Here is a 19,106-nt window from a genome sequence, read left to right on the forward strand (position 1 = left end):
GCCGGTCCGACACGGATGGCTGCCCGGGCCGCGGTGCGGTGACGATGCTCTGCTGATGTCTCGACTGCCCAAGCTGCATCTCGTCACCATCCTCCGGGACGAAGAGGAGATGCCCCCCGATGAGGCTCACCGTCACGCGCCGGCCCCCACCCGCCCATCGGCGGCAGCCGGGCCTCGTCCTCGGTGAGGATGGCCTGGCGCAGGTCCCGCAGCCGCCGGCTCGGCTCCAGGCCGAGTTCACGGCGCAGCGACGAGCGCAGTCGGTCGAAGGAGGCCAGCGCGTCGACACCCCGCCCGCTGCCGTAGAGCGCGACCATGAGGGCCGCCTGCAGGCGGTCACGGCCGGGATGAGTGCGGGCCAGCGCGGTGAGCTCCGGTACGGCACGGGCGTGCCGGCCCAGACTCAGCTCGACCTCCAGCCGTTCCTCGATCACCTGAAGCCGCGACTCCTCCAGGCTCATGGCCTCCGGCTCCAGCATGCCATCGGCGAGCCCGGCGATGGCGGGTCCGCGCCACAGGCTCTCGGCCCGCAGGAAGGCCCCGACGGCCTCCGCCGCGCGACCCGCGGCCAGCGCTTGCCGAGCCCGGTGGGCCTCGTCGTCGAACCGGGTCCGGTCCAGCGCGCCGGGATCCACCGTCAGCAGGTAACCCCCCGGCCGGCGTACCAGCGAGCGCTCGGGCAGGCCGGCGGCGACGAGCTGGCGCCGCAGGGCCGCGGCGCAGTTGCGGATCTGACTAGCCGCGGTGGCCGGCGGCCGCAGCGGCCACAGGCAGTCGACCAGTCTGTCGGCCGGGACCACCCGGCCGGCCCGCAGCAGCAGCGCGGCCAGTATCCGCTGCTGCCGGCGTCCGCCGAGCGGCAGGGGCGTTCCTTCGACGGACGCTTCCAGCGGACCGAGGATCCGGAACTCCATGCGATGACCTCCATGCCGACCGCACCCCGCGCACGGCCTGGTCATCAGGTTGCCCAGCACGGGTTGGCGTTTCCTTGGCATCGCCGTAGGCCTGGACAACCACACGAGGCGTCCCCGACTTCGCGGGGCCGAGAACACCCATCAGGAGGCACGGTGGAAATCACCAGACCGGCCCGCAGGGGCCTGGCTGCCGCGGCGGTTGCGGGAGCGGCGGCGTCGCTGCTGGTCGCGTCCCCGGCGCTGGCCACAAGCGACTACTGCTCGGTGAGCGGGTAGCACCCCACCTCGGGTCGCAGGGGTCGCGCGCTGCGACCCCTCCGGACCTCGGTGCCTGGTGCCGGTCCGGGCACCACACTCCGAGTGGCAGCCTTCGTCGGCCCGCCATCACCGCCGCACCAACCGGGCACCGGTCCCGCCCCCGGCGGGCAGATCGGCTATCCGGCCGGGACGCCGACCGGACGGCCGCCGTGCCGCTCCAGTAGGGCCCGGACGATGTCCGCCTCGGGAGTGCCGAGCAGATCCAGGATGCTCAGCGCCTCCTGCCAGGCCCGCGACGAGTCCTGGAGGTGGCCCAGGGTGATCAGCGCGCGGGCGCGTACCAGAGGTGCCCCGATCGCCTCCGCGCGATGTGCCGCCTCGCCGGCGAGGCGGGCCGCCTGCACGGGGTCGCCGTGCCGCCGGGCGACCTCGCCCAACGCCGCCAACGCGTCGATCTCGATCACCGCGGCGCCGGACTGTCGGGCCAACGTGACCGCCCGCTCCAGGGAGGAGCTGGCCAACAGCGGCGTCCGCTCCGCGACGGATGCGGCGAGGCCGACCAGGGCCTCGGCCTCCGTCGCCGACGTGCGCGCCGACCTGGCCCACTCGGCGGCCCGGGTGTACCGGGCCGCCGCGCGGGTGTTGTCGCCGGTCAGCCGGAGCAGGCACCCCTCGGCGATGTCGATCGACGCCTTGCAGTGCCAGTCGTCGGTACGGTCGGCGAGACGCTGTGCGGCGGCGAGCGCCGACCTCGCCTCCGGCACGTCGCCGCGTAGCGTGTGGATCTGGCCGATCGCAGCCAACGCGTTCGCCTCGATCGACGCCATGTCGACCTCGTGGGCCGTCCGCACCGCTGCGTGGAGATCGCCGAGGGCGGCCGGGTACTCACCCCGGTTGATGCGCAGGAGGCCCAGGTTGGTGAGGATGACGGCCTCGTTGGGTCGTCCGCCGTCCTCCCGGTGGATGACGATGGCGGCGGTGAGTCGCTCCACCGCCAGCCGCAGGCGACCCGCCATGGCGTAGATCGTCCCGAGGTTGCTCGACATCACCGCGATGCCGTATCGGTGGCGGATCCGCTCGTTGAGCCGCAACGCGTGCTCGAAGCAGGCCGCCGCGGTCGCCAGTTGCCCGAGGTCGCCGAAGACCGCGCCGAGCGAGCCGGCCGCGGCGGCCTGGCCCTGCACGTGCCCGGCGCTGCGGAACAGGTGACCCGCCCGTCGGTGGTGCGCGATCGCGACCAGCTGGTTGCCCGTGAGGTGGTACACGTTGCCCAGACTCATGTGTGCCGAAGCCCGCAGGGCCGGGTACGCGTCCCCACCCGACGCGTGCAGCGCCGCCTGCGCCACGAGCAGCCAGTTCAGTGAATTGCGGGTGACCCAGAAGTACGTTCGTAGCTGGTCGGCGAGCAGGGCGGCAGCGGCCCTCGACGTGCCGTCGGCGCCCGCCCTGATCAGCGCCACCATGTTCGACTCCTCGGCCTCGAGCCAGGCCAGCGCCGCGTCACGGTCCGGGAGGCCGGCGTCACCGGCCGCCAGGCCCGCCGGCAGTTCCAGGCGGATCCGCCCCGGCGCCAACAGGTCACCGGCAACCTGCGCGCGGACCAGGTACCACGCGAACAGGCGGGCGAGGACGGTCTGCGCCTCCGATCGGCCGGCCTGCCGCGCACTGTGCTGGCCCGCGTAGCGCCCCAGCAGGTCGTGCAGCGCGACGCGATCGTCGTCGAACTCCAGCAGGTGCGCCGAGAAGAGTCGGGCCAGCGTCCGACGGGCCGCGTCCGGGGTTGTCTGCGCCAGGTGCGCGACCGCGTCGACCGACAGTGTGAGCCCCGGAACGGTGCCGAGGAGGCGGAACATCCGCTGGGCCTCGCCGGGAAGCCGGGTGTAGGAGAGGTCGAACGCCGTCTGCACGGCGACGCTAGGGTCGTCGTCGATCGCCAGGGCGGCGATGCTCCGCTCCCGCAACTGCCGCACGTACGCCGACACCGCGAGGTCAGGCTCGTCGTGCAGCAGCGCCGCCGCGATCCGCAGGGCGAGCGGGAGCCGACCGCAGACCTGGGCGAGGTCCCGGATCGCGTCGCGTTCGGCGGCTCGCGGGTCGACACCGAGCAGGACGGTGAGCAGCTCGATCGCGTCCGGTTCCGGGAGTAGTCCGATGGTCAGGCGGTGGGCGTCCTGCTGGGCCACGAGCCCGCTCAGGCGGTCACGGCTGGTGACCACCACCAGGCTGTCCGCGGACCCGGGCAGCAACGGCCGCACCTGCTCGGCGTCGAGGGCGTTGTCCAGCACGACCAGCAGCCGGCGATCGGCGACGACGGTGCGGTAGAGCGCCGATGCCTCCTCCGGATCGGCCGGGATGCGGGCCGCCGGCACGCCCAGACCCCGCAGCAGCGCGCCGAGCGCCTCCGCAGAGCGCATGGGCCGGCCGGCAGAGTAACCCCGCAGGTTGAGGAAGAGCTGCCCGTCCGGGAAGCGGTCCCGGACGCTGTGCGCCCACCGGATGGCGGTGGCCGTCTTTCCGACACCCGCCGTGCCGACGACCGCGGAGAGGATCAGGACCTGCGGCGCCGCCGCGTTGGCGAGCAGGCGGTCGAGCTGACGCGACTCGGCGCCGCGGCCGACGAAGTGCCCCGGCGGCAGCGGTAGCTGCGCCGGCCTGCCGGGAGACGGCGGCGCGGCGTCCGAGGGTGCGGTGGCGCGTGACAGCGTCCGGTACGTCGCCTGGATCTGCTCTCCGGGAGCGACACCGAGGTCGGTGGCGAGCCGATCGGTGAGGGTGGCGTAGGCCGCGATGGCCTCGGTGCGACGACCGATCCCGCTCAGGGCCAGCATCAGCAGCTCGACCGGACGCTCGCGTGTCGGCGCGTCACTGATCAGCTCGTGCAGCGGTGCCAGCATCTCCCGGTGCTGGCCGGCGTCGAGGCGCGCGTCGAGCAGTTCCTCCCGCGCGGTCAGTCGTGCCTCGTCGAGATCCGGGAAGAGCCGGCCCCGCTGGGCGTCGTCGAAGACGTCGGCCAGGGCAGCGCCCCGCCACAGACCGAGCGCGGTGCTGAGCATCGCGATGCGCTGATCGGCGTCGGTGACGCCCCTGCTCTCGGCCACCAGGGCGGTGAACCGGTGCACGTCGACCCGCTCTGCCCGGATCTCTATCGCATAGCTGTTGGGTCGGGCGAGCAACGCGGGCTCCATCGACCGGCCCAGCGCCAGTGTGGACCGCAGGTGCGAGATCATCGCCTGCAGGCCCGCTCGCGCCTGGGCCGGAGGTCGGTCTTCCCAGAGCAGGTCGATGAGTCGCTCCGCGGAGTGGAACTGGCCCGGTCGCATCGCGAGGATGGCGAGCAGCCGTCGCTCCTGACGGCGACGGACGGGCACGACCCGTCCGTCGATGACAGCCTCGACGGGGCCAAGCAGGCGCAGCTCCACAGCCGTAGGCTAACAAGACGAACGGACGTCGATCGAGGGCCATACGTCGATGTGGAACAGGCCCGGCGGGCAGCTTGCCGGCTGGTCGATGACGGATCTCAGGGCCCCCGCGCCGCCGGGGACCCTGACGTCCGCCTGCTGTTCAGCTGGTCCAGGGGGTGCAGGTCCAGGCGCCGCCCAGGAAGTTGTAGCAGGCCTGGTGCTCGTCCGAGGAGTCGATGTCCTCGAGCATGTTGGTCCACACCCCGCCATTGGTGGAGGGGAACTGCTTGCTGAGGCTGCCGGTGTACCAGTAGCCGTAGGACGACCACACCCGGCGTTCGATGCGCACGGTGAACGTCCCACCGTTGTAGCGGAGGTACTGGTCGTTCTGCAGGCGTGCCCAGGCCGATCTGCAGCCGGACGACTTCACGACGACGATGCCGAGTCCGCTGTCGTAGCCGCCGCCGGTCCAGCCGTACCGGGTGCCGCTGCATTGGCCGTCGGGATTGACGTTGTGACAGCCGGTGCCCGAGCACGCGGCCAGCGCCGGCGACGCCGGTACCGCCGCGGTGACCACGCCGATTCCCATGAACGCCACCAGGGCGATCAGCGCCCGCACCAGGCGATGCTTCCGGACCTTTCCTACCGTCATGCTGTCCTCCTCAGTCGTGCTGCATGTCGTGTGGGTGATCCTTCGGCGTCGCCGCATCGCGGCCGCATCGTCAGGTCATCCGCGCGGCGCCATCGCCATCGTCGGGCACGCCGGAAAGAAGCATGTGCACGTCTCGTGACGCTCCCCTGGGCGTGCTGTGACGCCGGCGCGGTACGCCCACGATGACATCGTGATGCGCCGACGGTGAGGCTGGTTTCGACACTGCATCGACCTCAAGCCACCCTGGAGGAACCGCAGTGTCAGCATCACCGCCCCGCCCCGCGCTACCGCGCGGGCTCAGTCCCGGCACCGCCCGTCGCGGCGCCACCGTCACGCTCGCCGCCGCCTCGATCGTCGCCAGCGGTCTCGTGGCGCTCCCCGCGCCGGCCGCCGCGGCGCCGGACCCGCCCCCGAAGGAGGTGGCGTCCGCCGCGATACCACCCGATCAGCGCGACTCGACCCTCAAGCAGGGCTGGCGGACGTCGCAGGACAGGGCCTGGACCCTCTCCGGTGACATGACCGGCCTGCACGTGCTCGTGGCGTCGGCGGCCTCGGGGTACAGCTGGACGACGGCGGCCACGCTGAGCGAGCCGGGGCTGGAGACCGACCAGTGGATCGGCAACGGCTGCCTCACCGAGTCGGGCCGGCGGCTCGTGGTCACGTATGCCCCGCGCGCCTACACCAACAAGCCCGACCTGTTCGACCGCGGTGCCTACGTGGCGGTCGTGGACCTCAAGGACCAGTCCGTCCGGAAGGTGGCCGCGCACGCGTCCCTCGCGTACTTCAGCCCCGGCTGCGGCACCGGTGAGAACGTCGTGCTGAGCACGTTCACCGGCGGCGACACCGGCTCGGGCAAGACCCGCCTGACGAAGCTCGACGCCGCGACCGGCACCGTGGCCGCGCCGATCCAGGTGGCGGGTCAGCTCACCTCGGCGCTACCGGTCAAGGACGAGATCATCGCCGCCGACAACGGCGCGCTGGTCAGGGTCGACGGCAAGGGTCGCCGGTCGGCCGTCGCGAGGACCACCGGGGTACCGTTCCGGCTGGCGGCCAACGGCGACGCCGTCGTCTACATGGATGCCGACAGCAAGGCCGGCCGGGTCAGGCGGACCGTCGTGAAGTCCGGCGCGACGGCCACGCTGGCCGAGGGCGGCACGACCGACATGAACGTGGTCAAGGGCGCGGGCGGTCGGGTCGGTATCACCGGCACCCCGGCCAAGGTGCACAAGCTGCCCACGGGTGTCGCGAAGCTCGACGCGACCTCGCAGGCGGAGATGTCCAGCGAGGGTGACCTGCTGCTGGACGACATCAGGTGGACGAGCGACCCGCGGGCGGCGCAGGCCGCGGACGGCCGCGGCCGCTCGCTCACCATGAAGGCCAGGGTGCCGGCGACCGGTCGCCGCGTGGACTTCGCGGTCGCGCCAACCACGCCGACGTCGGGCGACGCCGGCGCCCGGGCGAACCCGAAGACGCCGGGGCGGGCCCGGTCGGCACCGGGTGCCACGACGCTGGCGACACCGCTGCACGACCCGGTCGACACGGCCGCCTGGTGCGCGATCCCCCGCAACGACGTGCGGGTACAGGTGTACCAGCCGCGCGCCCGGGAGATCGAGTGGGTCGTCGACATGGCGGTGCAGGACGCGCTGATCCTCAACCGGGGCAACAACTTCAACCAGTCCGGTCTGCCCGGCTACAACGTCGCACAGTGGTTCCCGATGCGGCCGCTCAACGGCGGCGGTCACGTGCCCGCGCAGATCATGCTCGGCATCCTCGCCCAGGAGTCGAACCTGTGGCAGGCATCGCCGCACGTCCTGCCCGGCGAGTTCGGCAACCCGCTCATCGGCAACTACTACGGACTGGACATCTACGACGCCGACACGAGCGACGACTGGACGATCCGCTGGGACAAGTCCGACTGCGGCTACGGCGTCGGGCAGGTCACCGACGGCATGCGCAAGCCCGGGTTCCAGAAGCCGAACGAGGTCCCGCTGCCGCACGACCATCAGCTGGCCATCGCCGTGGACTTCGCCGCGAACATCTCCCAGTCGCTGCGGATCCTGCAGGACAAGTGGAACCAGGTCCACGCGTACAACATGAAGGTCAACGGCGGCGACCCGCAGTACATCGAGAGCTGGTTCTTCGCGGTGTGGGCCTACAACACCGGGTTCTACGAGCCGCAGGGCAGCACGGACGGGCCGTGGGGTGTCGGCTGGGCGAACAACCCTGCCAACCCGCGGTACCCGGCGAACCGCAAGGCGTTCCTGGAGGAAACCTACGACGACGCGCGGCACCCGAGCCACTGGCCGTACCCGGAGAAGATCATGGGTTGGGCCGGACACCCGCTCAACGCGATCGAGAAGCCGGACACCTACACCGACGGCTACCGGTACGCGTGGTGGAGCACGAACGACGGGCGCGCGCGGGTGAAGCCGCACCTCCAGACGTTCTGCGACCAGTCCAACGACTGCTCCTACGGCAACAACCTGCCGCCGACGGCGCCCGATGTGATCGACGAGCCGGCCGGCCCGTGCCACCACGTGAACGTCATCGGCGAACGTGACCTCAAGTGCTGGTACAACCAATCCGCGGACTGGAAACCGGGCTGTCTGGACTGTGGTAACGCCGCCATCAGGTACGACCCCGGCTGGGCGTATCCGGCCGCCGGGGTCAGCTACTACCCGAAGTGCGGCACCGACCTGCCGGCGAACGCACTCGTGGTCGACGACGTGGTCGACGAGGTCGTCAGCCCGCGCCGTGACGAGGCCGGTTGGTTCTGCACCCGACGGACGAACAGCGGAACGTTCACGCACGGGTTCGCCGGCGAGACGCAGAACGGCACGCTCCAGTACCCGGGCAAGATCGACCTGCACCAGGTCGGCGGCGGGTACGGCGCGCACTACTGGTTCACGCACACCCGCGAGCCGGGCAGCAACCTCTACGTCAGCGGGACGTGGACGCTGGACCGGACGGTGAACGGCTGGATGCGGGTCATGGTCCACATCCCTGATCACCTCGGTACCACGCAGCAGGCGGCGTACAAGATCACGACGAAGAACGGCGTGGTCAAGACCCGCATGGTCCAGCAGCGCGGGTACGCGAACCGCTGGGTGGCACTCGGCGTGTTCGAGTTCAACAACGTCCCGACGGTGGAGCTGACCAACATGGTGGCGGACCTGACACCGGAGGAGTTGGCGCAACTGCGGGACGACGTGCCGACCAGCGGGCAGGGCGACCTGGCCCTGGGCCGGCCGCAGGAGAACGTGGCCTTCGACGCGGCGGCGTTCATTCCGCTGCCGGGCAAGCCGCAGCACCAGGTGGTGGCGCTCGGCGACTCGTTCTCGTCGGGCGAGGGCGCCTCGCCGGTGAACGGCTCGGACTACTACCGCGAGACGGACAACAACAGCAACAACGCCTTCCGCAACGGCTGCCACCGCTCGAAGAACGCGTGGTCGCGTAAGGCGGTGCTACCCGGGTCGTCCACGCCGATCGGGCCGCGGGCGGACATCACGAGCCAGCAGCACGACGTCAACATGGACTACCACCTGATCGCCTGCTCGGGCGCGGAGACGGAGAACATCCTGCCGCTGCGTACCGTCAGCAACGAGCCCCGCAACGCCGACAACGAACGGGGCAAGGGCCAGTACCTGGAGGTGTCCCAGCTCGACAAGGGCTACCTGGACGAGAACACCACGCTCGTCACGATCTCGATCGGCGGCAACGACGCGAAGTTCGGCCCGGTGGTCAAGGAGTGCCTCGTCATGGCCGGCCCGCTGGACTGCTTCAAGGCGAAGCTGTCGGGCGAGACGGACACCGTGGACGTGTCGACCAGGCGCCGCATCACCGACACGGTTCCCCGGTCGAACACGAAGGTGCTGGAGGAGATCCGCAAGAAGGCGCCGAACGCCAAGATCATGCTCATGGGGTACCCGAAGATCGTCGAGACCGGCGGCGACCCGCTGTGCGCCATCAAGCTCGTCCTCAGCGACGAGGAGCGGGTGTGGCTGTCCGAGATGAGCGTGCTGCTGCGTGACGAGCAGCTGGACGTCGTCCGCGACTTCAACACCGCGCACGGCGCGACGATCGCGTACTACTCCGACCCGATCGACGAGTTCGCGGGCAAGTCGGTCTGCGGCTCACCGGCGGGCGTCCACGGGATCGTGACGGACAAGTCGCCGGGTGACATCCCGGACGGCCCGACGTCGCAGCAGTCCTTCCACCCCAACAGCCCGACCGGTGTCAGCCTCTATGCTCAATCGATGAACTTCACCATCGCCCAGATGTACCCGTGACGAACGCGTGACGATCCGGGAGCCCGGCGGCCGTTGGCTGCTCGGGCTCCCGGCCCCGCTCGTGCTCCTCACCGTCGGTACCGGTGCACGCACCTGACCCTGGGGCGCTGCCGCCGGGTTCCGGCGTCGTTGCGTGATCTCCGCATAGTGACGACCGATGGCAGAAACGCCGCCACCGCGTCGACTGAGGCGTCGGGGAGCGGTAGGTGCCGGGTATCAGGCTGGCGGGGGGCTCGCTGGGCGTGGGTGTGGGCGACGGCGAGCATCTGGCGCGTGAGGTCGAGGCCGATGAACGTGCCGTGCGGGCCCTGGTCGTCCAGGCCGATGCCGATGACAACGAGCTCCTCTAACCGGTCCCCGAAGACCCCGCCGGGCCGGCCTGCGACCACAGTGCCCGTACGTCCGGGCGCCTGGCCAGCCACCGGAACCTCTTCGACCGCACCACGCCGGACGTTTCCAGGCCGCCGGCCAGCAAATCCCACAACCACCGCAGGCGCATCGGCCGGTGGTCGGGCGAGACGGCGCTGGAATGCGTACTCCTCGGTCTCCGGCACCTGCCCGCCGTCGAGTTCGGCGACCCAGCCGGGCGCCGTCCCGGTCCGCTCCAGGTCGAACCGGCCCGTGTGCAGGATCTCCGCCGGGCCACCCGGCCGGGCACGGCACGGACCTGGCGGGCGGCCGGGTCGAGGCCGGTCAGCAGCCCTGAACCACCGCCGGATCGACAGGGCTGAGCAGGTCGGTCCTGTTGACCATCAATACGGCGACGAACTCGATCTGATCGACCACCAGGTCGGCGATGCCGCGATCATCCCCCGTCGTAGGCTGCCAGCCCACGCCCCTGCGGGGTCTCCCCCGCCTCGACCATGCTCCGCAGGCCCGCCACGCCTACCACAGTGGCGGTGTTGTCCAGGCGGGCCAGGTCGTCGAGGAGGACCTGCCCTTCCTTCGAGCCGACGGCAGACAACGGCAACGGGGGGTAGGTCAGTCGGAGAGGGTCACGGGCTGGCACAGCTTGGCGAGGTCGGTTGCGGCGGGTCCGTCGCAGAGGTGGTAGGCGATGACGGCGCGGTGGACGTTGTCAGCCCCGGGAGTGTGCGCAACCGGAGGCGCGACCGACCGACGCCGGACATGACCGTCTGTCAGCGCGGGCAAGGCGGGAGCCATGTGCCGATGTTGCGGAATGTGATTTCAAGATTACCCTAACTGGATGTTCAGCTAATGGCGATAGACGCGCGTGAAGTGGCGCTGGCAGGCTGACTCGTGACACAGGTCTGGGTGCCGAGGCAATCCTCGGTGCACGGAACCTGACGATTCGGGGGTAGTCATGACGGCGAAGGTCCTCGTCGTGGACCCGGTGGCGACCACTCGCGAGGGTGTCGCCCTGATCCTGGAACTCCGTGGCTTCAAGGTGGAGCGGTGGGGTGGCGGCGCGGACGCGGGGGTGCCCGACCAGAGCGTCGACGCCGTGGTGATCAACGTACACAGCGAGGAGAGCTTCATCGACGTACGAGCGCTGCATGATCGGAACGACACCGTCATCGTGGCTCTGCTGCGCTCGTCGGAGGCACGTGATTATCAGGCAGCTCTGATCTCCGGCGCCCAGGCCGCCTGCGCCTGGGACACCTCTCCGGAGGATCTGGCGATGGTGGTGAACGCCGCGTTGGCGGGTCGGACCGTGCTGCCTACCGGCATCGTGAAGCGGATGGTTGGCCTGGTGCACGCGGTTCCACCCGAGCCCACCGTCTCCGCGGAGGAACTGCGGTGGCTGCGACTGCTCGCCCATGGCGGGTCGGTGACCGAACTGTCGACCATTGCGGGCTACTCACCGCGGGAGGTGTTCCGCCGGCTGCGTCAGCTCTACCGGCGGATGGGGGTCAACAACCGGCAACAGGCGATTGCCGTGGCCGGCACCTGGGGCCTGGTGGACGTCTCCGGCCGCGGTGACCGACGACCACGCCCGGGCGCCTGACGAGCCGTGACTCCACGAAGGGGCGAATGGTTCTGTCGACGACAGACACATCCTGGTTGATCAACGGGGGCTCTACAGGTGATGGACGTACGGCGGCTACGGCTGTTGCGTGAACTGTCCCGGCTCGGCACTGCGTCGGCTGTCGCCGAGCTCTACTTCCTCTCGCCGTCCGCCGTGTCCCAGCAGCTGTCCACGCTGGAGCGGGAGGTCGGTGTCACGCTACTGCGGCGCGTCGGACGCCGGCTAACCCTCACCGCCGCCGGCGAGCTGCTCGTCAAGCACGCGGACCAGATCCTGGCGGACCTGGAGCGGGCCGAGGCGGATCTGGCGGCTCTCCACGTCGAGCTGCAGGGCCGGGTACGCCTCGCCGCGTTCCCCACGGTCTCCCGGCTGTTCATGGTGCCTGCCCTGACCGCCGCCCGGCGGGAGCATCCGGAGCTGACGATCGCGTTCGAGGAGATGGGGACCCACGAGGCGATGGAGGCGCTGCGCCGTGAGAATCTCGACGCCGCGCTCATCTACGACTACGAGGTGCTGGGGCCCATCTCCGCGCCGGGCCTCGAGATAGTCACGATGTTCCGCGAGCGGATCGTTCTGCTCGTCGGCGAGGGCGAGTCGCGACGGCCCACACGCCTGGCCGAGCTTGCGGACAGACGGTGGATCGCGCCACGCGCCGACACTCTGTGCCACGCGGCGTTCGTCGCCTTGTGTGAGGCGGCGGGCTTCACGCCGCGCATCGACGTCCTCACCAACGACTCCCAGCTCACCCACAACCTGGTGGCCGGAGGAATCGGCGTCGCGCTCGTTCCCACCACCGGGCTCGTGGGCATGCCGGGGACGCTGCGTTCCGTAGCGCTGGAGGACCCCGGCCTGGAGAGGCGGGTGTGCTTCGCGTCGCGCACCGGCGGGCAGCGGCGCCCGGCGATCATCCGGATGTTCGACACCTTCCTCCGGCTGAGCGAGGACTATCAGGACCTGTGAGCTCGTTCATCCGCGTGTGTCCTTGACGGTACGCAGCGTGAGGAAGACCTCCGCACTGCGTACTCCAGGCAGAGCCCGGATGTCCTCGTTCATCACGCGCAGCAGGTCGTTCTCGTTGCGGAAGCTCACCCAGACCAGCATGTCGTACCTGCCGGTGCAGAGCACGACGCTGTCGAGCCGGACGAGGGCCTCGGCCGCCTCCAGCACCTGGTCTGTGCCGCCGACGACGGACAGGCCGACGACCGCCAATCGCTCGCCGTTGACGACATCCCGGTTGACGCGCACGGCCACACGGGCGACTCCCGTGTCGAGCAGATGGTGCACCCGTCGCCGGGCGGTGTGCGGCGACACACCAGCATCGGCGGCGAGTTGCAGATAGGAGCGTCGTCCGTCGGCCCGCAGGCTGGCCAGGAGCACGCTGTCCACCTCGTCGATCAGCCGGTCACCGCTCATTGGCCAGGCTCCGTCCGGTGGTCGTCGTTGGCGGTGACGCGGCTGCCGCGGCCACCAGCGCCTGCGGCGCCGGGGAGGGCACCGCAGGAGTGTCGTCGCCGCCTGGATGGGGGAAGGCGACCAGGCCCCCGACGATGAGCGCCGCCCCGAGGGCCTGGGTGAGCGTGAACGGCTCGTTGAGCCCGACGACCGCGGCGATGACGCCGAAGACCGGAATAAGGTTGAGTGTCATCCCGGCTGCCCCGGCCGGGACCGTGCGGATTGCGAAGTTGTAGAGCAAGAAGCTCATCGCGAAGCCGAGCCCGCCTCCGGCCACGGCGGCGATCCAGTGGTCGCCGGCTGGTGCCGGGTCGGCGAGCCGCTCGTGGCCGGACAGCCACTGCACCGCGGCGGCCGGAAGCGTGAACAGCAGACCGAAGCCGAACTGGTAGGTGGTCATCTCGACCGGGTCGACGTGGGGCGCCACCCGGCTGGCGAAGATCACGTAGATCGCCGCCGACAGTGCCCCTCCTGTAATCAACATGTCGCCGAGGCTGATGGCGTTGACGGAGTCGGCTCGGTTGAGGACGGCCACGCCGATGACGGCGAGGAACAGGCCGAAGGCGGAGCGGCGGCCGATGCGCTCGCCGAGGAACAGGGCGGCCAGGATGACGACGAAACAGGACTCGAGGCTGGACAGCAGGGAGGCGTTGGCCGCCGTGGTGTAGCCGAGCCCGAGGGTCAGGCCCGTATAGGCCAGCGCCGGCTCGAAGAAGCCGAGCAGTGCGAAGCGCCAGGGTGCCGAGGGGCGGCGCATGCCGCGTACCGCCAGGACCGGCCAGAGAATCAGATTCGCGACGACGAGTTGCACGGCCAGCAGCGTGATCGGGGGAAAGCCGTCCAGCGCGTGCTTGGTGAACGCCGCCGAGCTACCCCAGCCGAGCGCGGCGAGGACGAGCGCGCCGAGGCGCCAGGGCTGGCTCATGCTACGGCCCGCTCGACGGGGCAGCGATCCTGCGGGCAGATGACGTAGTCGCAGAGCCGGCAGATGCGGTCGGCGGAGCGCCGGTCGCTGCTCAGCCCGTCGAGGATCCGCTCCACCATGCCGTCGAGAGCTGCGTGCTCGTGTGGTCGCAGTGGGGCGAGTGCGTGGCGCAGAGCCTCGCGGCGTCGGGAGACGACCTGCGCGGCTACGGCGGAGCCAGCCGGTGTCAGGTGGACGGCAATGCTGCGGGCGTCGCGACCCGGTCTGCGTTCCACCAGGCCTGCGCTCACCAGCCGGTCGACGAGTCGCACCGAGCCGGAGTTGGTGATGCCCAGGATGCGGCTGAGGGACTCGACACTCTCGCCCGGACATGCCTGAAGGGTGGCCAGCGCGGCCGGCGCGGACGCGCCGAGGCCACTGACCTGGGTGCCCGCATCCGCCATCCGGTCGTGCAGGGCGTCGACGAGGGCACCGAGAATGTTGAGGGTACGGCCATCCATGGCCGTAAGATACCTGACTGAGTCAGTCATTGGTACTCCTGTCGATGCCCGCCGCGCCCAAGGAGCGCGGCGGGCGACGTGACGTGTCAGGAAACCAGGAAGCGGTCGAACGCCCAGTTGTCGCCGTGCGCAGGAGTGCGCGCGTACTGGGCGAACGGGTCGTAGCCCGAGGGCGTCCAGTCGGTCTGCACCGACGGACACGGACCGAGGTACGGGGCGGCGACAGCCAGCACCTGATCGTGGTCCAGATCGTCCGGCACGCAGAGCCCGCGGCGGGGGTTGCGCACGATCCAGTGCACGGCGCCGAGCACCGAGGCGGCCACCTGCAGCGTGGTCGCGTTCTGCCGTGGCACAAGGCGGCGGGTCTCGTGAATGTCCAGCTGCGAGCCGACCCACCAGCCGTTGAGATCGTGCCCGAGCAGCAGGACGCCCAACTCGTCGGCGCCGTCGACGATCTCGTCGGCCATGATCCGCTGGTCCTGCTGGAGCTCGTAGTCGCGCATCCGGCACTCGTGCAGGGACGCCATCGCCGCGTCCGTCGGCAGGTAGGCGTAGTGGACGGTCGGCCGGTAGCGCGCCGTGTCACCGTCCCAGACGGTCAGCTTGTCACTGATCGTGAACGCCTCGCCGTGCCGGATCACCATGCCAATGATCGGGCCGCCGATGGGCACCCACGAGTGGACCAGTGTCGTCATGCCAGTGCGGGCGATGCAGATCTGGTTGCGCGGGCCGGACTCGTGGGTGAAGGCGCCCGGTGGCAGGCTCGGCTCGTGGGTGCCCCACCCGAGCTCGGCCGGCGCGATGCCCTCCTCGTAGAAACCCTCGATCGACCACGTGTTGACGAACTCGCCCACCTGTTTCGGCGCGCTGCCGATCTGGGTGTCCCGCTCGGATATGTGGATGACCTTCGTCCCGGTCAACATCGCCAGCCGTGCGTGGTTGCGATCGCCGAGGGCCGACTCGAGCGCGGTCGCCCGCTGCGGCTCCAGCGGCGTCGGCAACCGGTCGGGGTCCTTGAGCATCGTCGTGGCGATGTCCTCCAGTGCCACCTTGGTCCAGTGACTGACCAGGCCGGGGTTCGCGCCGTGCTCGACGACGGCCGTGCAGGCGTCGGCGCCCCACCCTCTGGCGTGCTCGCGCAGTCGCATGTGCCGGGCGTAGAGGGTCCGCTCGCTGGGGTGCTTGGCGGCCTGGTCCTCATACGGGTCCCACAGCTCGACGGAGGTGTCGACATAGAGGACGTCGTGCCGCTGACACCAGTCGACGATGTCGATGGTATCGATGTTCCAGCTCAGATTGATCAGGAGGTCACCCCGGCCGAGGTGTTCACCGAGTGTCGTGGCGAGGTTCTCGCGGGTGATCCGGTGCCGGACGTAGCGGGCCCCGGCGGCGAGGGTGTCGGGGATCTTCCCGGACAGGTCGGCGAAGTCCATCACGGTCAGCCGGGTGAAGTCCATGTCCAGGTGCCGCAGGAGCAGCGGTTGCAGGCACTGCGACACCGATCCGCTGCCGAGCACCAGAACGCGTCCGGGGAAGGTGAGTCTTGTGGGCGGGGTCACTCGTCGTCTCCAATGCACACGGTTGGCAGGGGCGGGAATCCGTTGAACCCGACGGAGGCGTAGGTGGCGGTGTAGGCGCCGGCGGCGAGAATGTCCACGGTGTCGCCCGGGCGCAGTGCCAGCGGCAGCCGGTAGGCCGTGCGCTGGTAGAGGATGTCGACGCTGTCACAGGTGGGTCCGGCCAGCACGACCGCGCCGTCGGGTCCGCCGTCGTGCGGGGTGACGAGCTGGTACCGAATCGCCTCGCCCTCCGTCTCGGCCAGCCCGCCAAAGCGCCCCACGTCCAGGTAGACCCAGCGGGTGTCGTCGTCGAAGGCCTTGCGGGATACCAGGACGACCTCAGCCCGCAGCACGCCCGCGGCGGCGGCGACGTAACGCCCCGGCTCGGCGGCCAGACGGGGGCAGGTGTCGAAGTGCCGCTCGACCGCCGCCGTGATCGCTTCGGCGTACCGCTCGATCGGCGGGACCGGAGAGGTGTACTCCACTGGAAAGCCGCCGCCGACGTTGAGCATGCTCAGCTCGATGCCGGCGGCGCCGAGCGCGCCGAACACCCGCGCCGCCGCAGCCACACTCGGCTCCCATCTGCCGGGGTCGAGCTGCTGGGAGCCGACATGGAACGACACGCCCACCGGCCGCAGGCCGAGCCGGGGAGCCTGGGTCAGCAGGTCGACCGCCATGTCCGAGGTGCAGCCAAACTTGCCGTTCAGCGGCCACTGTGCGCCGGCACTGCTGGCGAGCAGTCGGCAGAACACCGCCGAGCCGGGCGCGTGCTCCGCCAGTTTGAGTAGCTCGTCCTGGCTGTCGAAGACGAACAGCCGTACCCCACTGCGGTAGGCGTAGCGGATGTCGGCAGCCTTCTTCACCGTGTTGCCGTACGAGAGCGTCGACGGGTCGGCACCCTCGGCCAGGCAGAGCGCGATCTCGGCCGGGCTGGCCACGTCGAAGGAGGCTCCTGCCCGCACCAGGCGCCGGATCAGACGCGGCTCCGGGTTGGCCTTGACCGCGTAGTAGGCATCGGCGTCCGGGAACGCCGAGCGCCACCGCTGATAGCGGTCGACGGCGACAGCCGGATCGAAGTACAGACACGGTGTGACCGCCGCCGTGGCCCATTCTCCGATGCGATCGGCGTCGGCGCGTCGCTCGATGATCTGCAGGCCACCGGGCGCCTCAGCCATGAGTGCCCGCTCCAGTGAGCAGCGTGTTGTCGAGAGTCAGGGTGAGGCAGCGTACGCCGCCACCGGCCTTGAGGAACTCGCCGACCGGGTGGACGACCACCTCGAACCCCCGGCGGCGCAGCTCGGCCTCCAGGCGGGCGGAGCAGGCCGGCATGATGACCACCTGCCCGATCACGATGGAGTTGGCGCTGAACGCCAGCGCCTCCTCCATCGTCAGCAGCACTGGGTCGGGTACCAGGTCGGCCAGCGCCCGCCGGGCCTCCCGGTCGAAGGCGTCCGGAACCACGAGGGCCTGTCGCTCGCCGAGCGGGCAGAAGGCGATGTCGACGTGGTAGAGCCGGGGGTCGACCAGGTGTACCGGCACGACCCGCCAACCGGTGCGGGCGGTGACGTCCTCGTACGCGGCCCGCTCGGAACGGAACCCGTACCCGGCCACCAGAGCGTCAGCGAAGACGAGGGCGTCACCGGCACCCTCCTGAGTCGCGGCCGGCGGGTCGAGCAGTTTGCATCCGAACTCCTCGAACCAGGCCAGCAGGTGGGGCGTCTCGCCCTGCCGCTCGGGGTGGCGCATAGCGGCGGGCAGGAAGAAATCGCCGCTGACGATGCCGCCGTTGGCGACGAAGACCATGTCCGGCAGCTGCGGGACGGCCGGAATCGTCTCCACCAGCCCACCGGCCTCGCGGATCGTCTCGACCAGCCCTCGCCACTGCTCGTGGGCCGCCTGCTCGTCGACGACGGCGTGCGGGTCCATCCAGGGATTGATGGAATACGACACCTCGAAATAGTCCGGTGGGCACATCAGGTAGTGCCTGCCCCCGGCCGAGTCCTCCATTGTCATGTGCTGTCCTCCACCTGCACTGGGAATCGCCCGGCTCGTCGGGTCAGTAACGGAACTGCTCGTCGTTAAATGCCTCACGCGCCTGCCACGGGTTGTGATAACGGTTGCAGTCGTCCACGGGATGGCCCTGGAACTGACCGTAGTTCTCGTGGTCGGCCGGAAAACGTTCGTCGCTGATGTAGTCGAGCAGCAGATTGCGCCAGATCTCGGTGCCGCTCGACTCGTACGGCCCGCTGACCCGCGTGCCGTCGACCGTGACCTCGGTCGGGACGAGCACGTCGGTGTGGTAGAGGGCCGAATAGCTCTGCGGGTCGAAGTCCGGTGGGACGTAGGACGGCAGCCGGCGGACCGGACACCCGTCCCGGTCCTCGTGCCGGCGGTTGTGCCAGCTCTGACTCGGCACGTCGCTCGCGCCCAATCCGCCGTTGCCAATCGATCGGAACGCGGTGTCCCGGACGAACTCGATGGCGGCCGGCAACGAGTCGAACAGGCCCCGGGAGTGCAGCGAGTTGGCGTAGTGGCCCGGTGAGTTCATCGAGAACATCAGGCCGCCGGGAACCCGACGGTCATGGTTGCGGGTGCCGTGCGCTGACGAGTAGAAGATGTTGCAGCCGACCTTGAACAGATGCAGTCGGCCGTCGAGGCGCAGCGGTGCCGCCTCGGTGTAGATGACGTCGGCTCGGGTCGGGGAATGCTCGATCAGGTAGAGGTCGGAGAGGAACAGAGAGAGACGCAGCAACTCCTTACCGGGCGCTGCGTAGGCGAGCCGGCGGCTGTTGAACATGATGAGGAACCCGCTGGCGAGCCCCTGCTCGGCGCGGTCCTTCCAGCGTCGCCGGGCCTGCTGGATCAGGGCGCTCACGTGGTCCGCGCCGCGGGCCAGGTCGTCGTCGGTCAGCCAGCACAGATCCGCTGCCAGGCCCTTGGCCGCAGCCGGGCCCTTGGCCGCGTGCGCCGCGAGACGTCCGAACAGACACGGCTGCCATCGCCCTATCCACTGGAAGAAGACCCGACGCTTCTCCTCGACATCGGTGTCCGCGAACAGGGTGTGGTGGGCACGGTCGATGTCGTCACCGAAGTCCGCGTCGGGCGGAAGGGTGGGCAGGCCGTCGATCATGTCCGACAGGCTGGGCGATGGTCCCCGAAGACCGTT

At 70.2% G+C, this 19,106-nt stretch carries 15 protein-coding genes and 1 pseudogene; 5 read left to right on the forward strand and 11 right to left on the reverse strand.

Going from position 1 to position 19,106, the window contains the following annotated elements; translation table 11 throughout:
• Window positions 1-83: 83 nt before the first annotated feature.
• Window positions 84-914, reverse strand: a complete 831-nt coding sequence (locus ACLJN9_RS22530; protein ID WP_410813477.1) for an AfsR/SARP family transcriptional regulator — start codon at window positions 912-914, stop codon at window positions 84-86.
• 153 nt (window positions 915-1,067) lie between these two features.
• Between ACLJN9_RS22530 and ACLJN9_RS22535 the strand changes: the two genes are divergently transcribed.
• Window positions 1,068-1,190 carry a hypothetical protein gene (locus ACLJN9_RS22535; RefSeq protein WP_410813478.1) on the forward strand — a complete coding sequence of 41 codons (123 nt, stop codon included), beginning with the start codon at window positions 1,068-1,070 and terminating at the stop codon, window positions 1,188-1,190.
• Between the two features lie 158 nt (window positions 1,191-1,348).
• Here ACLJN9_RS22535 and ACLJN9_RS22540 read toward each other — a convergent pair whose 3' ends face one another.
• Both ACLJN9_RS22540 and ACLJN9_RS22545 read right to left on the reverse strand, forming a co-directional pair.
• Window positions 1,349-4,591, reverse strand: coding sequence for a BTAD domain-containing putative transcriptional regulator (locus ACLJN9_RS22540; protein WP_410813479.1), 3,243 nt, complete (start codon window positions 4,589-4,591; stop codon window positions 1,349-1,351).
• 142 nt (window positions 4,592-4,733) lie between these two features.
• Window positions 4,734-5,225, reverse strand: coding sequence for a hypothetical protein (locus ACLJN9_RS22545; protein ID WP_410813480.1), 492 nt, complete (start codon window positions 5,223-5,225; stop codon window positions 4,734-4,736).
• Between ACLJN9_RS22545 and ACLJN9_RS22550 the strand changes: the two genes are divergently transcribed.
• Window positions 5,224-5,364 carry a hypothetical protein gene (locus ACLJN9_RS22550; protein WP_410813481.1) on the forward strand — a complete coding sequence of 47 codons (141 nt, stop codon included), beginning with the start codon at window positions 5,224-5,226 and terminating at the stop codon, window positions 5,362-5,364. The two genes, ACLJN9_RS22545 and ACLJN9_RS22550, sit on opposite strands and share 2 nt — an antisense overlap.
• Before the next feature lie 118 nt (window positions 5,365-5,482).
• A complete protein-coding gene (locus tag ACLJN9_RS22555) occupies window positions 5,483-9,514 on the forward strand; it encodes a hypothetical protein (protein WP_410813482.1) in 4,032 nt (1,343 codons plus the stop codon).
• Between the two features lie 194 nt (window positions 9,515-9,708).
• On the opposite strand, the pseudogene ACLJN9_RS22560 reads toward ACLJN9_RS22555, so the two are convergent.
• Window positions 9,709-10,487, reverse strand: a pseudogene (locus tag ACLJN9_RS22560) (GTP-binding protein); the annotation flags it as partial.
• A 351-nt stretch (window positions 10,488-10,838) separates the two neighbouring features.
• On the opposite strand from ACLJN9_RS22560, the gene ACLJN9_RS22565 reads away from it, so the two are divergent.
• Complete coding sequence (locus tag ACLJN9_RS22565) at window positions 10,839-11,483, forward strand: hypothetical protein (RefSeq protein WP_410813483.1); 645 nt, start codon at window positions 10,839-10,841, stop codon at window positions 11,481-11,483.
• An 81-nt stretch (window positions 11,484-11,564) separates the two neighbouring features.
• Window positions 11,565-12,464 carry a LysR substrate-binding domain-containing protein gene (locus ACLJN9_RS22570; RefSeq protein WP_410813629.1) on the forward strand — a complete coding sequence of 300 codons (900 nt, stop codon included), beginning with the start codon at window positions 11,565-11,567 and terminating at the stop codon, window positions 12,462-12,464.
• Between the two features lie 6 nt (window positions 12,465-12,470).
• Here ACLJN9_RS22570 and ACLJN9_RS22575 read toward each other — a convergent pair whose 3' ends face one another.
• From ACLJN9_RS22575 to ACLJN9_RS22605, 7 genes are all read right to left on the reverse strand, one after another.
• Window positions 12,471-12,917, reverse strand: coding sequence for an Lrp/AsnC family transcriptional regulator (locus ACLJN9_RS22575; RefSeq protein ID WP_410813484.1), 447 nt, complete (start codon window positions 12,915-12,917; stop codon window positions 12,471-12,473).
• A complete protein-coding gene (locus tag ACLJN9_RS22580; protein ID WP_410813485.1) occupies window positions 12,907-13,881 on the reverse strand; it encodes a DMT family transporter in 975 nt (324 codons plus the stop codon). Before ACLJN9_RS22580 ends, ACLJN9_RS22575 begins: the two co-directional genes overlap by 11 nt.
• Window positions 13,878-14,381 carry a MarR family winged helix-turn-helix transcriptional regulator gene (locus ACLJN9_RS22585; protein ID WP_410813486.1) on the reverse strand — a complete coding sequence of 168 codons (504 nt, stop codon included), beginning with the start codon at window positions 14,379-14,381 and terminating at the stop codon, window positions 13,878-13,880. Before ACLJN9_RS22585 ends, ACLJN9_RS22580 begins: the two co-directional genes overlap by 4 nt.
• A gap of 86 nt (window positions 14,382-14,467) precedes the next feature.
• A complete protein-coding gene (locus ACLJN9_RS22590) occupies window positions 14,468-15,940 on the reverse strand; it encodes a saccharopine dehydrogenase NADP-binding domain-containing protein (protein ID WP_410813487.1) in 1,473 nt (490 codons plus the stop codon).
• The gene (locus ACLJN9_RS22595; RefSeq protein ID WP_410813488.1) at window positions 15,937-17,115 is read right to left on the reverse strand and encodes a type III PLP-dependent enzyme; all 1,179 of its coding nucleotides are present in this window, start codon (window positions 17,113-17,115) and stop codon (window positions 15,937-15,939) included. Before ACLJN9_RS22595 ends, ACLJN9_RS22590 begins: the two co-directional genes overlap by 4 nt.
• Window positions 17,108-17,953 carry a dimethylarginine dimethylaminohydrolase family protein gene (locus ACLJN9_RS22600; RefSeq protein ID WP_410813489.1) on the reverse strand — a complete coding sequence of 282 codons (846 nt, stop codon included), beginning with the start codon at window positions 17,951-17,953 and terminating at the stop codon, window positions 17,108-17,110. Before ACLJN9_RS22600 ends, ACLJN9_RS22595 begins: the two co-directional genes overlap by 8 nt.
• 43 nt (window positions 17,954-17,996) lie before the next feature.
• The gene (locus ACLJN9_RS22605; protein ID WP_410813490.1) at window positions 17,997-19,070 is read right to left on the reverse strand and encodes a hypothetical protein; all 1,074 of its coding nucleotides are present in this window, start codon (window positions 19,068-19,070) and stop codon (window positions 17,997-17,999) included.
• Between the last annotated feature and the right edge of the window lie 36 nt (window positions 19,071-19,106).

The organism is Micromonospora sp. 067-2 (assembly GCF_046549295.1).
In the GTDB taxonomy this organism is placed as follows: domain Bacteria; phylum Actinomycetota; class Actinomycetes; order Mycobacteriales; family Micromonosporaceae; genus Micromonospora.

Bases quoted from the DNA above. Each gene is read 5' to 3' on its own strand.
- ACLJN9_RS22545 (WP_410813480.1), bottom strand. From the start codon at position 5,225: ATGACGGTAGGAAAGGTCCGGAAGCATCGCCTGGTGCGGGCGCTGATC.
- ACLJN9_RS22595 (WP_410813488.1), bottom strand. From the start codon at position 17,115: ATGGCTGAGGCGCCCGGTGGCCTGCAGATCATCGAGCGACGCGCCGAC.
- ACLJN9_RS22575 (WP_410813484.1), bottom strand. From the start codon at position 12,917: ATGAGCGGTGACCGGCTGATCGACGAGGTGGACAGCGTGCTCCTGGCC.
- ACLJN9_RS22585 (WP_410813486.1), bottom strand. From the start codon at position 14,381: ATGGATGGCCGTACCCTCAACATTCTCGGTGCCCTCGTCGACGCCCTG.
- ACLJN9_RS22580 (WP_410813485.1), bottom strand. From the start codon at position 13,881: ATGAGCCAGCCCTGGCGCCTCGGCGCGCTCGTCCTCGCCGCGCTCGGC.
- ACLJN9_RS22600 (WP_410813489.1), bottom strand. From the start codon at position 17,953: ATGACAATGGAGGACTCGGCCGGGGGCAGGCACTACCTGATGTGCCCA.
- ACLJN9_RS22565 (WP_410813483.1), top strand. From the start codon at position 10,839: ATGACGGCGAAGGTCCTCGTCGTGGACCCGGTGGCGACCACTCGCGAG.
- ACLJN9_RS22530 (WP_410813477.1), bottom strand. From the start codon at position 914: ATGGAGTTCCGGATCCTCGGTCCGCTGGAAGCGTCCGTCGAAGGAACG.
- ACLJN9_RS22550 (WP_410813481.1), top strand. From the start codon at position 5,224: ATGCTGTCCTCCTCAGTCGTGCTGCATGTCGTGTGGGTGATCCTTCGG.
- ACLJN9_RS22570 (WP_410813629.1), top strand. From the start codon at position 11,565: ATGGACGTACGGCGGCTACGGCTGTTGCGTGAACTGTCCCGGCTCGGC.
- ACLJN9_RS22605 (WP_410813490.1), bottom strand. From the start codon at position 19,070: ATGATCGACGGCCTGCCCACCCTTCCGCCCGACGCGGACTTCGGTGAC.